This is a genomic window from Agromyces sp. P2_B3 (assembly GCF_056404815.1).
In genome coordinates this window covers 145,726-161,366 of record NZ_JBFUDH010000001.1, presented here as the reverse complement: position 1 = coordinate 161,366, position 15,641 = coordinate 145,726, and the positions used below count along the sequence as shown (strand labels likewise).

At 73.8% G+C, this 15,641-nt stretch carries 13 protein-coding genes and 1 pseudogene; 10 read left to right on the top strand and 4 right to left on the bottom strand.

Annotated elements, in window-relative coordinates; genetic code table 11:
• Nucleotides 1–53 precede the first annotated feature (53 nt).
• Nucleotides 54–782: a hypothetical protein gene (locus AC1DZA_RS00760; RefSeq protein WP_476771305.1), complete on the bottom strand. Its 729-nt coding sequence runs from the start codon at nucleotides 780–782 to the stop codon at nucleotides 54–56.
• Between the two features lie 166 nt (nucleotides 783–948).
• On the opposite strand from AC1DZA_RS00760, the gene AC1DZA_RS00755 reads away from it, so the two are divergent.
• The 6 genes from AC1DZA_RS00755 to AC1DZA_RS00730 all read left to right on the top strand — a co-directional run bounded on the left by AC1DZA_RS00755 (nucleotide 949) and on the right by AC1DZA_RS00730 (nucleotide 7,240).
• Nucleotides 949–1,962 carry an alpha/beta hydrolase gene (locus tag AC1DZA_RS00755; protein WP_476771304.1) on the top strand — a complete coding sequence of 338 codons (1,014 nt, stop codon included), beginning with the start codon at nucleotides 949–951 and terminating at the stop codon, nucleotides 1,960–1,962.
• A 77-nt stretch (nucleotides 1,963–2,039) separates the two neighbouring features.
• A complete protein-coding gene (locus AC1DZA_RS00750; RefSeq protein WP_476771303.1) occupies nucleotides 2,040–3,071 on the top strand; it encodes a YihY/virulence factor BrkB family protein in 1,032 nt (343 codons plus the stop codon).
• 90 nt (nucleotides 3,072–3,161) lie between these two features.
• The gene (locus AC1DZA_RS00745; protein ID WP_476771302.1) at nucleotides 3,162–4,439 is read left to right on the top strand and encodes a sensor histidine kinase; all 1,278 of its coding nucleotides are present in this window, start codon (nucleotides 3,162–3,164) and stop codon (nucleotides 4,437–4,439) included.
• Entirely contained in the window at nucleotides 4,436–5,107 is a 672-nt protein-coding gene (locus AC1DZA_RS00740) for a response regulator (RefSeq protein ID WP_476762546.1), read from the top strand. Before AC1DZA_RS00745 ends, AC1DZA_RS00740 begins: the two co-directional genes overlap by 4 nt.
• Nucleotides 5,108–5,256: 149 nt before the next feature.
• On the top strand, nucleotides 5,257–6,615 hold the full coding sequence (locus AC1DZA_RS00735) for an acyltransferase family protein (protein WP_476771301.1): 1,359 nt from the start codon (nucleotides 5,257–5,259) through the stop codon (nucleotides 6,613–6,615).
• 25 nt (nucleotides 6,616–6,640) lie between these two features.
• Nucleotides 6,641–7,240 carry an antibiotic biosynthesis monooxygenase gene (locus AC1DZA_RS00730; protein WP_476762548.1) on the top strand — a complete coding sequence of 200 codons (600 nt, stop codon included), beginning with the start codon at nucleotides 6,641–6,643 and terminating at the stop codon, nucleotides 7,238–7,240.
• A 39-nt stretch (nucleotides 7,241–7,279) separates the two neighbouring features.
• On the opposite strand, the gene AC1DZA_RS00725 is transcribed toward AC1DZA_RS00730, so the two are convergent.
• The 3 genes and pseudogenes from AC1DZA_RS00725 to AC1DZA_RS00715 form a co-directional block, all read right to left on the bottom strand.
• Nucleotides 7,280–7,855, bottom strand: coding sequence for an MDR/zinc-dependent alcohol dehydrogenase-like family protein (locus tag AC1DZA_RS00725; protein ID WP_476771300.1), 576 nt, complete (start codon nucleotides 7,853–7,855; stop codon nucleotides 7,280–7,282).
• A gap of 85 nt (nucleotides 7,856–7,940) precedes the next feature.
• Nucleotides 7,941–8,276, bottom strand: a pseudogene (locus AC1DZA_RS00720) (alcohol dehydrogenase catalytic domain-containing protein); the annotation flags it as partial.
• A gap of 82 nt (nucleotides 8,277–8,358) precedes the next feature.
• Entirely contained in the window at nucleotides 8,359–9,132 is a 774-nt protein-coding gene (locus AC1DZA_RS00715) for an IclR family transcriptional regulator (RefSeq protein WP_476771626.1), read from the bottom strand.
• 212 nt (nucleotides 9,133–9,344) lie between these two features.
• Between AC1DZA_RS00715 and hutH the strand changes: the two genes are divergently transcribed.
• The 4 genes from hutH to hutI all read left to right on the top strand — a co-directional run bounded on the left by hutH (nucleotide 9,345) and on the right by hutI (nucleotide 15,636).
• Nucleotides 9,345–10,919 carry a histidine ammonia-lyase gene (gene hutH, locus AC1DZA_RS00710; RefSeq protein ID WP_476771299.1) on the top strand — a complete coding sequence of 525 codons (1,575 nt, stop codon included), beginning with the start codon at nucleotides 9,345–9,347 and terminating at the stop codon, nucleotides 10,917–10,919.
• Between the two features lie 141 nt (nucleotides 10,920–11,060).
• A complete protein-coding gene (locus AC1DZA_RS00705) occupies nucleotides 11,061–12,587 on the top strand; it encodes a M23 family metallopeptidase (protein ID WP_476771298.1) in 1,527 nt (508 codons plus the stop codon).
• Nucleotides 12,588–12,676: 89 nt separating this feature from the next.
• The gene (gene hutU / locus AC1DZA_RS00700) at nucleotides 12,677–14,368 is read left to right on the top strand and encodes a urocanate hydratase (RefSeq protein ID WP_476762329.1); all 1,692 of its coding nucleotides are present in this window, start codon (nucleotides 12,677–12,679) and stop codon (nucleotides 14,366–14,368) included.
• A complete protein-coding gene (gene hutI, locus AC1DZA_RS00695; protein ID WP_476771297.1) occupies nucleotides 14,365–15,636 on the top strand; it encodes an imidazolonepropionase in 1,272 nt (423 codons plus the stop codon). Before hutU ends, hutI begins: the two co-directional genes overlap by 4 nt.
• Nucleotides 15,637–15,641: the final 5 nt, after the last annotated feature.

Below are 15,641 nucleotides of genomic sequence, written 5' to 3'. Positions count from 1 at the left end.
CGCCGAGCGGCACCCGCGATGTCGGATGCCGCTCGGTGACGTCGTTCCGCGAATCAGCCCTCCGGCGCGGGAGTGGGCTCCGCCGTCGGCTCCGTCGTGGCCGGCGGGTAGACCAGCGTCCACGCGCCCTCGCCGCACTGGTAGAACGAGACCGGCGCGGTCGCGGTGTCGATGTAGATGTCGCCGTCCGCCGTGCAGGCGTCGGCTTCCGGCTCGCCCTGTCCGAGCAGGATCTGCGTGCCGGGCGCGCCCGGTGCTCCGGCCTCGCCCGTCGCCCCGGTCTCGCCGGTGGCGCCGGTCTCGCCCGTGGCCCCGGTCGCACCGGTCGCCCCGGTGAGGTTCTCGGCCGCCGAGGTGCGGATGTTGCCGACGAGCGTCCATTCGCCGTCCTTGAAGAGGTAGACGTCGGAGTTCGAGATGTCGATGTAGACGTCGCCCTCGTAGCCCTTGCCCGCCGTGGGCACCCCGGTACCCGCACGCACGGCCGAACCCGCCGGCAGGATCTCCTTGATCGCCTCCTCGTAGGCGGCCTCGTCGAGCTGCGCCTCCGTCGCCGTGGGCGTGGGCGCGGCCTCGACCGTGTCGTTCGACCGCGCGAGCGAGGCGCCGAGGAACGAGGCGAGGAAGGAGAGCAGCACGATCGCGACGCCGACGCCGATGAGGAAGCCGCGGCTCACGCCGGACGAGCGCTTCGGCTCGGCGGCGGGACCGGTCTCTGCGGCGGAAGCCCCTGCCGGCGGTGGCGTGGAGGGGTTCGGCGTGGTCTGCGGGTCGTCGGTCATGTGGAGCCCCCTCGCGTTCTCGCGCTCCGGGTCGAACCGTCGATGTGCGGACCCCAGGCACGTCGCGCCCAGCGTAGTGAGCGGCCCGTAGGCCGACGCCACGCAGACTGCATGAAATCGCGAAGGTGAGATAGCATCACTGGCACCCCTGAACCCGGAGCCCGGTGTGACCTCGACCCGTATCGCAGGCGGTCGAGGCACCCGCTTCAGGCGGGCGGCCGCGGCCGCGCTGGCCGCCATCGCGGCCATCGTCGGCGTGGGAGCGCTCTCCGGGTTCCACACGCAGCTGCGCGAGATCGATCCATCAGGTCCGGATGCCGCGAGCGAAGTCGGCAGCGCCGAGATCATCGGCATCCGCACCTTCACGCCGCCCGCCGGCATCGACGTGCAGGCCGATCTCGAGTACGGCACCCGCGAGGACGGCACCCTGCTCACGCTCGACGTGTGCAGCCCCGCGCCCGACGCGCTCGTCGCCGCACGTCCGGCGGTCGTCTCGATCCACGGCGGCAGCTGGGCCCGCGGCGACAAGGCCAACGCCGACTGGCGGAACGTGTGCGAGTGGCTCGCGAGCGAGGGCTTCGTCGCGGCATCCGTCAACTATCGGCTCGTGCCCGACGCGCGCTTCCCCGCCGCGATCGACGACGTGGCGCTCGCGGTCGAGTGGCTGCGCGCCCCCGATCAGGTCGAGCGGTTCGGCATCGACCCGGCGCGCATCGGCGCGTTCGGCGGGTCGGCGGGCGGCAACCTCGCGGCACTGCTCGGGACCACGGGCGAGGGGCCGCTCGATGAAGGCTCGCGCGTCGCGGCGGTCGCGGAGCTGTCGGGCCCGGTCGGGCTCTCGGCGGCCGAGCTCGCCGCCGACGGCGGGTCGGCGTGGCTCAGCGGGATCGTGGGCGAGTACCTCGGCTGCGATCCGGGCTCGGGCCTCGAGGCCTGCCCGCAGCAGGCGGAGGCCTCGCCGGCGAACCGGGTCGACCCGACCGATCCGCCGTTCTTCATCGGGCACGCGCAGCAGGAGATCGTGCCGCTCGCGCAGTCGCAACGGTTCGCCGACACCCTCAACGCAGCGGGTGTGCCGGTGCGGCTCGAGGTGGTGCCGGGCGCCAACCACTCCATCGGCATCCTCGACGACGCGCTGCGCCCCCGCGTCGCAGCGTTCCTGCACGCGTATCTCGGCTGACCCGCCCCGGCAACCCCTGTCCGCCCCGCCGCGCCCGCCCGTAGGCTCGCGGGGGCCGGTCCATCAGGGAGGACACCATGTCCGACGACTCACCAGTGCAGCTCTCGACGGGCGACTGGCGCGTCATCCTGACCCGCACGTGGCATTCCTTCCGGATCAGCCAGGCCTATGACATCGCCGGGACCCTGACCTACTACGGCGTGCTGTCGATCTTCCCCGCGCTCCTCGCGACGCTGGCCGCGGTCGGGGTCTTCGGCAGCGCGGAGTCGGGCGCCAAGAACGTGCTGCAGGTGGTCGAGGACCTCGGCGGCAGCGAGTTCGCCGGCGCCATGCAGGAACCTCTCGCAGGACTCGTGGATGCCTCGCACGCGACCCTCGCCTTCATCACCGGCATCGTGGCGCTGCTCTGGGCGGCGTCGGGCTACCTCGGCTCGTTCGGCCGCGCGATGAACCGCATCTACGGCGTGGAGGAGGGCCGGCCGTTCTGGGAGATGCGGCCGAAGATGATCGCCACCTCCGCCGTGGTCGTCGTGCTCGTCGCGATCGCCGCCGTCGGACTGGTGCTCACCGGACCGGTCGCCGAGTCGGTCGCGCACGTGTTCGGCCTCGACGTGGGCGTCGTCTTCTGGTGGGACCTGCTGAAGCTGCCCGTGCTCGCCGGCATCGGCATCGTCGTGATGGCGCTGCTGTACTGGGCGACCCCCAACGTGCGCCGACGCCACCTCCGCTGGTTCAGCGTCGGTGCGGTCGCCGCGCTCCTGACCTGGGTGCTCGCGACCACGCTCTTCGGCGTGTACGTCTTCGGGCTCGGGCAGTACGAGCGCACCTACGGGGTCGTGGGCGGCGTGATCGCGTTCCTGCTCTGGCTCTGGATGTCGAACCTCGCGATGCTGTTCGGCGCCGTGCTCGACACCGAGGTGGAGCGAGCCCGCCAGTTGCGCGCCGGCGTGATCGCCGAGGAGCACGTGCAGCTCCCGCTGCGCGACGACCGGCTCATCGCGAAGAACCGCGAGCAGCTGGCCCGCGACGTCCGGGCGTCGGCGGCGATGCGGCCTCCCACGGCGGTCGACGGACTCGTGCCGTCGGCCGAGGAGTCGCAGCGGGGCTGAGGCGCCCCTGCCCCCTACTGCGGTACGGGCTGGGGTTCGCTCCGGCGAGGGATGCCACGGCCCCGCTCGCCGTGACAGGCTGCTGGCACCATGGACGACACCCAGCATCCTGCCGCACCTCCGATCGCACCCGATCCGCCGCACGCCGCGGGCCGGGCGACCGTGGGGTGGGCGCTCGCCGACGATCGGCGCCTGCGCGCCTGGCTCTGGCTCGCCACGTGCGTGCTGGCCGTGCTGCTCCTCGCCGTCTCGGTGCCGCTCGCCGCCACCCTCTACGGCGTGCACCTGCTCGCCGCCTTCGCGACCAGCCTCGCGCTGTCGGCCGCGATCCCGCTGGCCGTGCGCTTCCACTGGGTGGCGGCCGGACTCGCGACGGCCGGCATCCTCGCCTTCGCCGTGCTGTCCGCCCCGTCTGAGGGCGCCCCGTGGCCGTGGCCGGTCACGACGATCATCGGCCAGTTCGCACTGCTGCTGGTGCTGGGGCTCATGCGCGTGAGCTGGGCCGGCATGTTCGGCGTCTGGCTCGCGGGCGTGGTGGTCACGGTGCCGTTCGCCTTCGTCGACGTGGGCGCGGCAGCGAACGAGATCGCCGCGGCCGCGATCACGGCGATCGCCCTGCCGATCGCGCTGCTCATCACACAGCGCAGGGTCGTCACCGCGGAGCTCTTCCGCGAGCGGGCGCACTCGGCCTCCGAGCAGGAGCGGCGGGTGCTCGTGGAGGAACGCAACCGCATCGCCCGCGAGCTCCACGACGTGGTCGCGCACGGCCTGTCGATCATCCACGTGCAGGCGACGAGTGCGCCGTACCGAGTCGAGGGGCTGAGCGATGCGGCGAAGGCGGAGTTCGCCGAGATCGCGGCATCCGCCCGAAGTGCGATGACCGAGATGCGACAGCTCCTCGGGGTGCTGCGCAGCGCGGAGGCGGCTCCGGAGACCACCCCGCAGCCCGGGCTCGGCGAGCTCGGCGCGCTCGCGGCATCCGTCGAACGCGCCGGCGTGCCCGTGACGCTCGAGCTCGGCGAGCACCTGCCGCAGGACGGCCTCGCGTCGACGGCGGCGTACCGCATCGTGCAGGAGGCCTTGAGCAACGTGGTGCGCCACGCGCCCGGGGCGACGACGCACGTCGGCGTGGAGGTGCTCGCGGGCGACCTCGTCGTCTCGGTCGAGAACGATCCGGCCCCGGGCGCTCCGGATGCCTCGGGGTCGGATGACACGGCGCCCGACTCCGTCGGCGGCGGCCACGGGCTCGTCGGCATCGGCGAGCGCGCCACCCTGCTCGGCGGGCGTGCCGAGCACGGGGCGCTCCCTGGCGGCGGCTATCGTGTGCTCGCGACCCTGCCGCTCGGCGCGGACGGAGGAACGGCGTGACGATCTCGGTGCTCATCGCCGACGACCAGGCGATGGTGCGCGCCGGATTCGCGGCCGTCCTCGCCGCCCAACCGGGGATCGAGGTCGTCGGACAGGCCGCCGACGGCGCCGAGGCCGTCGCACTCGCGCGCGAGCTGCGCCCCGACGTCGTCGTGATGGACGTGCGGATGCCGCAGCTGAACGGCATCGAGGCGACGCGTGCGCTGCAGACGCCGCCACGCAGCAGCGACTACGTGCCGCGCGTGCTGATGCTGACGACGTTCGACATCGACGAGTACGTGTACGAGGCGTTGCGCGCCGGCGCGAGCGGGTTCCTGCTCAAGGACGCCATGCCCGAGGAGCTCGTGGCGGGGGTACGGATCGTCGCGGGCGGCGACGCGCTGCTCGCGCCGAGCGTGACCCGCCGGCTCATCGAGGACTTCGCCCGGTCTGCGCCCGCACCCAAGCCGTCGGGCAACCGGCTCGCCCAGCTCACCGACCGGGAGCGTGAAGTGCTCACGCTCGTCGGTCGCGGCATGTCGAACTCCGAGATCGCGTCGGCCCTGTTCATCGCCGAGCAGACCGTGAAGACGCACGTGTCGAAGATCCTCCAGAAGCTCGGCCTGCGCGACCGGGTGCACGCTGTCGTGCTCGCGTACGACACCGGCCTCGTGCAGCCGGGCGCATAGCGCCCCCCGCCCCGCACGGCACCGCGCCGCACGCGTCCGGCCCCTACGCCGGTAGGGGTGCGAGACGGCTCCGCCGGGTGATGCCCCGCTCATCGCCGCGTCCCTAACCTGCCCCGCGAGGGCGGACGGGCCGCCCGGGATGGGGCACCATGACCGACACGATCGAGCGCCGCGCTGCGGCATCCGCCCCGCCAGCGGCATCCGCTGCGCGAATCGCAGGGGGCACGCGGGTCGCCCGCGACCCGAGCGTCGACGCCGTCCGCATCGTGCTGCTCGTGGCGGTCTTCCTCCTGCACGCGATGATGTGCGGCGTCAGCGTGGGCGCGGCCGGCCCGGTGCTCGAGAACGCGCTCGAGGGCCAGGCGTGGTTCGGCCCGGTGAGCTGGGTCGTGCAGATCATGCCGCTGTTCTTCATCGCGGGCGGGTTCTCGAGCTTCCACCACTGGCGCTCCATGCGGGCGCGGGGCGCGACGCCGGCCGACTACGTGCGCTCCCGGCTCGAGCGGCTCGTGCGTCCGGCGGTCGCGCTCGTGGTGGTGGTGTCCGCAGCGCTCGCTGCGCTGGCGGTCGCCGGCCTGCCCGCCGACCTCGTCGCGACGGCCGGGTACCGCATCGGACAGCCGCTCTGGTTCCTCGGCGTGTACATCGCGATCTCCGCGCTCGTGCCGGTGATGCTGCGCGCCCACGAGCGTGCGCGGATCCTCACGCCGCTGGCACTCCTCGCGGCGGTCGTCGCCGTCGACATCGTGCGGATGGCGACCGGCGTCGAGGCGATCGGCTTCGCCAACCTCCTGCTCGTGTGGCTGCTCGTGCAGCAGCTCGGCTTCCACCTGGCCGACGGCACGCTCGACGGGCTCGCTCCCGGCAGGCTGCTCACGTTCGCGGGTGGCGCCGTGGCTGCCAACCTGGCGCTCACCGTTGCGGGCCCCTACCCCGTCGACATGCTGGTCAACCTCAACCCGCCCACCGTGTGCTTGGTCGTGCTGGGCGTCGCGCAGCTCGCGCTCTTCCAGCTCGCCCGCCCGCGCATCGCGGCGTGGGTCGAGCGAGCGGATGCCTCGCGGCTCATCTCGTCCGTCGGCGAACGCGCCATGACGGTCTACCTCTGGCACCTGCCCGTGCTCGTCGCGCTGGCGGGCCTCAGCCTGGTCGCGAACGCCCTCGTCGGGATGCCGCTGCCCGAGCCGCTCAGCATCGAGTGGTGGGCGACGCGGCCGCTGTGGCTGGGCGTCGCCGCGGCGGCCGTCGTGCCGGTCACGCTCGGCTTCGCGCGCTTCGAGCGGCCGCACGGCACGGTCGACGCATCGGCCGCGCGGGCCAGCACCGCGACGACGGCGATCGACGTCATCTGCGGGGTCGCGGGCGTGGCGGTGCTGCTCGTGGCGGGGTTCTGGCCGGTTCCCGCGGCGGTCGCGCTCCTGCTGCTGTGGGTCGCGTTGCGGGGCAGCCACCGGATCGTCGCCCGGCTCGGCGCGGCCCTCAGCCCGCGGCATCCGTTACCGCACTGAAACCGCGATGCGGTGGGATGGGTCCATGGCGACTGATCCGATCACCGTGTCGATCCGGCGCGAGGTCGACCCCGCGCACATCGCGGAGGCGACCGCGTGGGTGCAGACGGGCGTGAACCTCGCGAACAAGTACCCGGGCTTCCTCGGCTCGGGCTGGGTGCGCGCGGGCGAGCGCTCGCAGGTGTGGCACATGCTCTACCGCTTCGCGAGCGAGGAGACCCTCGAGGCGTGGGAGCGGTCGACCGAGCGCAGCTGGTGGCTGTCGATGGGCGAGGGCTTCGTGAAGTCGGAGCGAAGCCGGCGGCGCACGGGCATCGAGGGCTGGTTCGACGAGCCGGCGACCGGCTCGGTGCCCGCGGCGGATGCCACGACCGGCGCCGAGGGCGACCTCGAGCTGCCGCCCGCCCCGCCGCGCTGGAAGCAGGCGGTCACCATCTGGCTCGGCTTCTTCCCGGTGAACCTCGTGTTCACGCTGCTCGTCACCGCGTTCGTGCCGGGCTGGAACGAGCTCGCCGTGGTGTGGAAGGTGCTCGCGACGACGCTCGTGCTCACGCCGATCATGACGTACTGGGTGCTCCCGTTCGTCACGCGGACGTTGCGGCGCTGGCTCGCGCCGCACGCCTGAGGCCGCGGCGCTCGCGCGGCATCCGACCCCGGGGTGGGTTCATGGCGCGAGCACGAGCTTGTGGCCGGTGAGCCTCGCGTCGAGGCGGGCGTGACCGGCCCGAGCATCGCCCAGCGGCAGCACCTCCACCTCGGGAACGACGATCTCGCCGCGCGCCGCACGCTCGAGTTGCCCTGCGAGGAGTGCGCGATAGCGGCCCGGGCAGGTCGCGACGAACAGCGGCACCGAGACGACGCGCTCCGCGGGATGCGCGAAGGATCGACAGACCGCGCCAAGGCCGCCCCTGACCGTATCGCCTCGCTCGTGGCCGCGACGGCCCACGAACGAGAGCCGGACGACCTTGCCGTCCGGCGACACGGCCCGACGCACGGCAGGGTCGCCGGTGTGGTCGACGGCCGCGCTCACGCCGCCGGTGGCGGCGCGAAGCCGCTCGATCCACCCGGCCTCGCGATAGTCGATCCACGTCGCGCCGAGCGCCTCGATCGCGTCGCGGTTCGAGGCTGACGCGGTGCCGAACACCGGATGCCCCGCTGCGATCGCCTGCGCGGCGACCCGTCGGCCGACGGAGCCGCTCGCCCCCTGCACGAGCACGGCGCGACCGGCCTTCGGGTGCATCAGCGACCATGCCAGTGCGGCCGTGACCACGTCGATTGGAAGCGAAGCCGCCACCGCGGAGTCCAAGGCGTCGGGGCACGGGCACGAGCAGCCTCGCCGGCACGTCGATCAGGTTGGCGTGGGCACCCATGCGCGGCAGGCAGGCGGCGACGCGGGCGCCCTCGACGAGCCCGCGTGCCGCGGCATCCGCTGTCGTGCGTTCGATCACCCCGAGGAAGTCGTAGCCCGGGGTGAATCCCGCCCGCGGCTGCAGCAGATAGCCTCCCTGGCGGGCGAGTGCGTCGGTCGAGCCGAGCGAAGCGTGGGTGATGCGCACGCGCACGCGACCGCGCCGCGGCTCCCCGGCGTCGTCGGTCACGAGCTCGAGCACCTCGGGGCCGCCGAAGCGGGCGACGCGGATCCGGCGGCGCGGGCTTGTCATCTTGGCTCCTCATCGCGTGACGTGGGACCTCGAGAGTACTGGGCTCCTTGGAGTGCTGGCGGGGACTTCGAAGATGCGCCGGTCAGCGGATGCCGCGGATGCGCCGCGAGAGCGTCGCCGCTGCCTCCCGCACGCCTTCGACCGCGCGGTCCTGCAACTCGGGCGCCGCGTCGTCGGGGAACGTCGCCGCGATGGCGGCGGCCGGCCACCCCAGGTGGTCGACCACGGCGGCCCCCGCCGAGGCGAGCCCGGTGGTGACCTCGCCGTCCTCGTCCGCCCAGCCGCGCGCACGCACGTCGGCGAGCACGCGCTTCAGCCGCCCGTAGCTCCAGCCGGCGGCCTCCGCCTCGGCCGTCTCGCCCTGCGGATGCCGCACCGCGAACGCCGCCCGATCGGGATAGAGCGCGCGCAGCTGCGCCGGCGGAAGCTCGGCGAGCATTGCCCGGCCGGTCGCCGTGAGGTGCGCGGGGAGGCGCACGCCCACGTCGGTGACGAGCGACGGACGGCGGGGGGCGCGCTCCTCGACGAGGTACAGCACGTCGCGTCCGTGCAGCACGGCGAGGTGGCCCGACTCGCCCAGCCGGTCGACGAGCGAGGCGACGAGCGGGCGGCCGAGCCGCGCGAGGGGCTGCTGGCGGCTGAAGCCGCTCGACAGCTCGAAGGCGGCAATGCCGAGCCCGTAGCGCCGGTCCTCGGGCAGGTGCACGACGAAGCCGCGCTCCTGCATGACGGCGAGCAGGTGGTACACCGTCGAGCGCGGCAGGCCGAGCGCGTGCGCGATCGTCGCCGCGGGCACCGGGCCGCGCTGCGCGGCGAGGTGCGCGAGGATCGCGAGCGTCTGGTCGGCCGCAGGCACCTTCGAGCCGGACGACCCGCCGTCGCGCGCGCCGAGTGGTCGCGAATGGTCGCTCGGCGGCGTGGAATCCAGCACTTCGCGACCTCTCGACGACGCTTCGCCGGCGCGGCGTCGTGTCGGCGCACCCAATCTTACCCGCGCGTCCGGGATACCGGACGGATGCCGCGGCGGCAGCATTCCCGCGCGCGCGACGGCGGTGTGGAATCGGAGGCATGAGCACCATCGCGCCCGCCCAGCCCGCGACCGCCGCGGCATCCGTCACCGTCGGCACCGGCCCCCTCACGATCGGCGAGGTCGTCGCCGTGGCCCGGCACGGGGCATCCGTCGTGCTCGACCCGGCGGCGCTCGACGGCGTCGCCGCGAGCCGCGCGATCGTCGAGGGCCTCGCCGCCGATCCCGAGCCGCACTACGGCATCTCGACCGGGTTCGGCGCGCTCGCCACGACCTTCATCGCCGAGGACCGCCGCGCCCAGCTGCAGGCGAGCCTCGTGCGCTCGCACGCCGCGGGCTCGGGCGCCGAGGTCGAGCGCGAGGTCGTGCGCGCGCTCATGCTGCTGCGCCTCTCCACCCTCATGACCGGCCGCACCGGCGTGCGCCGCGTGACCGCCGAGACCTACGCGGCGATCCTCAACGCGGGTATCACCCCCGTCGTGCGCGAGTACGGCTCGCTCGGCTGCTCGGGCGACCTCGCGCCGCTGTCGCACTGCGCCCTCGTCGCGATGGGCGAGGGCGAGGTGCGCGACGCGCAGGGCGAGGCGACGGATGCCGCGAGCGCGCTGTCGGCGGCCGGCATCACGCCCCTCCGCCTCGCCGAGAAGGAGGGCCTCGCCCTCATCAACGGCACCGACGGCATGCTGGGCATGCTCGCCCTCGCGATCGACGACCTGCGGATGCTCCTCACGACCGCCGACGTGGCCGCCGCGATGAGCGTCGAGGGACTCATGGGCACCGACGCGGTGTTCGCCGCCGACCTGCACGCCCTGCGTCCCCAGCGCGGGCAGGCGGTGTCGGCGTCGAACCTCCGACGCCTGCTCGCCGGGTCGCCCATCGTCGCGAGCCACAAGGGCCCCGAGTGCACCCGAGTGCAGGACGCCTACTCCCTGCGCTGCGCGCCGCAGGTGCACGGTGCGGCCCGCGACACCCTCGCGCACGCGGCATCCGTCGCCGAGGCCGAGCTCGCGAGCGCCGTCGACAACCCCGTGCTGACCCTCGACGGCCGCGTCGAGTCGAACGGCAACTTCCACGGCGCCCCGGTCGGCTACGTGCTCGACTTCCTCGCGATCGCGGTGGCGGATGTCGCGTCGATGAGCGAACGGCGCACCGACCGGTTCCTCGACCGGGCGCGCAACCAGGGCCTGCCTCCCTTCCTCGCACACGAGGTCGGCGTGGACTCGGGCCTCATGATCGCGCAGTACACCGCGGCGGGCATCGTGTCGGAGCTGAAGCGGCTCGCCGTGCCGGCATCCGTCGACTCGATCCCGTCGTCGGCGATGCAGGAGGACCACGTGTCGATGGGCTGGGCCGCCGCGCGCAAGCTGCGCCGCGCGATCGACGGGCTCACCCGGGTGCTCGCGATCGAGGTCATGACCGCCGCCCGAGGGCTGGCGCTGCGCGCGCCGCTCGAGCCGGGCGACGCCACCGGTGGCGTCGTGGCGCTGGCCGCCGAGGTGGGTGCGGTGCCCGGCGCCGACCGCTTCCTCTCCCCCGAGATCGAGGCGCTCACGGCACTCGTGGCGTCGGGCGCGGTCGTCGCGCGGGCCTCGGAGGCGACCGGCGCGCTCGACTGAAACGTGCGAAAAGGTTCTTCCGGGGTGATCAGGACGTCCCCCCGACTGGGGCAGGCACGAAGGGGCAGAACGGTTGTCTCCCTCCCGCCTCGATGACAGACTGGACGGCAGCGGCCTCGGCCGTGACCCGAACGGAACCACATGACGCAACGCTGCACGGACTTCGGCGAGGATCGCCCCTGGTACGCCCGGGGCGCGCGTCGTGGTGGCGTCGCCCTCGCGGCGGCCACCGTCGTCGTCATGTTCGGCGCGTTCGGCGCGGCCCCCGCCTACGCGGAAGAGACCCCGCCCCCCGAGACCTCGGAGAGCACGTCGTCTGATGCCACGGCGACCGAGACGCCGGCGCCGACCCCGCCCGCGACCGACGAGGCCACCGACCCTCCGTCGACCGACGAGCCGAGCGACCCCGTAGCGACCGAGGAGCCCGCTCCGCCGACGGAGACGCCGGCGCCGACCCCCGATCCGACGCCCACTCCGACGCCCACTCCGGATCCGACGCCGACGCCCACGCCCGACCCGACGCCGACCCCTGAGCCCACCGAGCCTCCGGCCACCGGCGACCCGACGCCGCCGCCTGGCACGGAGGCGCCCGGCACTGAGGCGCCCGCACCCTCCGCCGGCTCGCCGCGCACGAGCTCGTCGTACCGTCCGACCACGCGCACCGTGTCGGCAGCGGCCCAGGCCCAGAACGCCGCACTGGTCGCCGCCCGCTCGGCGATCACGCGAGCCACGACCGAGCTGCGCGAGGCCGAGGCCGCCCTCGCCGACGCCCGCGCCACGCAAGAGGTGGCCCGCTCGGTCGCGCAGCGACTGCAGGACGTCGCCGACGCCGCCCAGCAGGACGTCGATGCGGCGAAGCGCGTCTACGTCGCCGCGGCACGCGGCGGCGACAGCGCCACGCTCTCCTCGATGCCCGCGGCGTTCGGTGCGGGCCATGACCTCCTCGCCGGACTCGGCGGGTTCGCCCGAGTCGAGCAGATCTCCGGCGATGCCGACAAGCTGCTCGCCATCGTCGAGAAGCGCACCGCCGAGGCCGAGACCGCGCAGGAGCGTGCCGACGCCGCCTGGACCGCCGTCGACGAGGTGCCGGTCGATGCCCTCGAAGACGATGTGGCGAACGCCGAGCAGGCCCTCGCCGATGCCCGACAGGACCTCGAGGACGTGCAGGCCAGGGCCGCGGAGGACAGCCGGGTCGCAGCCAGCAGCATCTCCCTCATCCAGTCGCTGCCGGCCGACGCCGGGCAGCTGAGCGACCAGGGCTGGGCGCTTCCCGTGGCCGGACACATCACCGACGGCTTCGGACTTCGCCCGGTCAAGCCGGTTCCCGGCGTCAACGACTTCCACCGCGGCACGGACCTCGCGGCCGCGTGCGAGACCCCGGTGTACGCGGCGACCGACGGCGTCGTGGCCGACGCCGCACCGAACGGCAGCCTCGGCAACTGGATCCTCATCGATCACGGCTCGGGCGTCGCCACGGGCTACGGCCACCTCGTCTCGGGCGGCACCTTCGTGGTACCGGGCCAGACGGTGACCGCCGGCCAGTTGATCGGCGCGGTGGGCAGCACGGGCGCCTCCACGGGATGCCACCTCCACTTCGAGGTGCACCTCGACGGGGTCGCCGTCGACGCGGTGCCCTTCATGGCGGCCCGCGGCATCCCGCTCGGCTGACCCGGGGCTCGCACCGTTCGTCTGGCATCCCAGACGGGCACCCCGTGGCATCCGTTGTCGCCGGATGCCGCGTGCGATGAGATCGAGGCATGACCGACGCACCCACCGCAGCCGTCACCGGCCCGCGCACCGTCCGCGCCGCCCGCGGCACCGAGCTGACCGCGAAGAGCTGGCAGACCGAGGCGCCCCTGCGCATGCTCATGAACAACCTCGACCCCGACGTCGCCGAGCGTCCCGAGGACCTGATCGTCTACGGCGGCACGGGCAAGGCGGCCCGCAACTGGGAGGCGTTCGACGCGATCGTGCGCACCCTCGAAGACCTCGAGGCCGACGAGACGCTCCTCGTGCAGTCCGGGAAGCCCGTCGGCGTGTTCCGCACGCACGAGTGGGCGCCGCGGGTGCTCATCGCCAACTCCAACCTCGTGGGCGACTGGGCGACGTGGCCCGAGTTCCGCCGGCTCGAGCAGCTCGGCCTCACCATGTACGGCCAGATGACCGCCGGCTCGTGGATCTACATCGGCACGCAGGGCATCCTGCAGGGCACGTACGAGACGTTCGGCGCGATCGCCCGGGCCAGGTTCGGGGGTAGCCTCGCCGGCACCCTGACGCTCACGGGCGGCTGCGGCGGCATGGGCGGCGCGCAACCGCTCGCCGTCACGATGAACGGCGGCGCCGTGCTGATCGTCGACGTCGACGAGTCGCGCCTCCGGCGCCGTGTGGAACACGGCTACCTCGACGAGTACCACACCGACCTCGACCAGGCGATCGCCCGGGTGGTCGCGGCGAAGGACGCCGGCGAGGCTCGCTCCGTCGGCGTGGTCGGCAATGCCGCCCTGGTGTTCCCCGAGCTGCTGCTGCGTCATCGCGCCGGTGCCATCGCCGTCGACATCGTGACCGACCAGACGAGCGCCCACGACCCGCTGTCGTACCTGCCCGTGGGGGTCCCCTTCGAGGACTGGCAGGCCGAGGCCGAGCGGGACCCCGAGGGGTTCACCGATCGCGCACGGGGGAGCATGGCCAAGCAGGTGGCCGCGATGGTCGGCTTCCAGGACGCGGGCGCCGAGGTGTTCGATTACGGCAACTCCATTCGTCGCGAGGCCGAGCTCGCCGGCTACGACCGCGCGTTCGAGTTCCCCGGCTTCGTGCCCGCCTACATCCGGCCGCTCTTCGCCGAGGGCAAGGGACCGTTCCGCTGGGCCGCGCTCTCGGGCGACCCGGCCGACATCGCCGCGACCGACCGCGCGATCCTCGAGCTCTTCCCCGAGGACGAGCACCTGCGCCGCTGGATCACCCAGGCCGGCGAGAAGGTGCACTTCGAGGGTTTGCCCGCACGCATCTGCTGGCTCGGCTACCAGGAACGGCACCTCGCCGGCCTGAAGTTCAACGAGATGGTGGCCTCGGGCGAGCTCAGCGCGCCCGTCGTGATCGGCCGCGACCACCTCGACTCGGGCTCGGTGGCGAGCCCGTACCGGGAGACCGAGTCGATGGCCGACGGCTCCGACGCGATCGCCGACTGGCCGCTGCTGAACGCCATGCTCAACACGGCGTCGGGGGCGACCTGGGTCTCGATCCACCACGGCGGCGGCGTCGGCATCGGCCGCTCGATCCACGCCGGCCAGGTCGTCGTGGCCGACGGCACCGACCTCGCCGCCGAGAAGATCGCCCGGGTGCTCGTGAACGACCCGGGCACCGGCGTCATGCGCCACGTCGACGCGGGCTACGACCGCGCCGTCGAGGTCGCTCGCGAGCGCGGGCTGCGCGTGCCTATGCTCGACGCATGAGCGACGGCGCCGCAGCGACACGCATGCTGCTGACGGGCGTCGCCGAGCTCGTGACGAACGACCCGGCACCCGACCGCGACGGCGGGCCGCTCGGCATCGTGCGCGACGCGGCCCTGCTCGTCGAGGACGGGCGCATCGCCTGGGTCGGCCACGCCCTGCACGCGCAGGCGCATCTCGCGGGCGGGGCGGGCCCCGCCGAGCGCGCCGACCGCCGCGAGGCCGAGGAGCACCGCACCCTCTGGGACGCCGACGTGGAGATCGTCGACGTCGGCGGCGGCGCGGTGATCCCCGGGTTCGTCGACAGCCACACGCACCTCGTGTTCGGCGGCGACCGGGCCCAGGAGTTCGCCGCGCGCATGGCGGGGCAGCGCTACGAGGCAGGCGGCATCCGCTCGACCGTCGCCGCCACCCGTGCTGCGAGCGACGACGAGCTGCGGGCGCGGCTCGCCGGCTTCGTGGCCGAGCTGCACGCCCAGGGCACGACCACGTTCGAGGTGAAGTCGGGCTACGGGCTCTCCGTCGCGTCCGAGGAGCGGATCGTGCGCCTCGCCCGCGAGGTCACCGACGAGGTGACCTTCCTCGGCGCGCACGTCGTGCCCGCGGAGTATGCCGACCGGCCCGACGCGTACGTCGACCTCGTCGTCGGCGAGATGCTCGACGCCTGCGCGCCCCATTCGCGTTGGGTCGACGCGTTCTGCGAGCGCGGCGCGTTCACGCCCGAGCAGTCCCGGCGGGTCCTCGAGGCGGGCGCCGCCGCGGGCCTCGGCGCGCGGGTGCACGGCAACCAGCTCGGCGAGGGCGGCGGTGTGCAGCTCGCGGTCGAGCTCGGTGCGGCATCCGTCGACCACTGCACCTACCTGAGCGACGCGGATGTCGCGGCGCTCGCGGCATCCGACACGGTCGCGACCCTGCTGCCGGGGGTGGAGTTCTCGACCCGGCAGCCCTACCCCGACGCGCGCCGGCTCATCGACGCGGGCGTCACCGTCGCGCTCGCGAGCGACTGCAATCCGGGGTCGAGCTTCACGAGCTCGTTGCCGTTCTGCATCGCCGTCGCCGTGCGGGACATGGGCATGACGCCGGCCGAGGCGCTCTGGGCGTCGACCGCCGGTGGTGCGGCGGCGCTGCGGCGCACGGATGTCGGGGCGATCCGCCCGGGCATGCGCGCAGACCTCACGCTGCTCGACGCGCCGAGCCACGTGCACCTCGCCTACCGTCCGGGGGTGCCGCTCGTGGCGCGGGTGTGGAAGGACGGCGCGGGCGTCGCCTGAGCCGT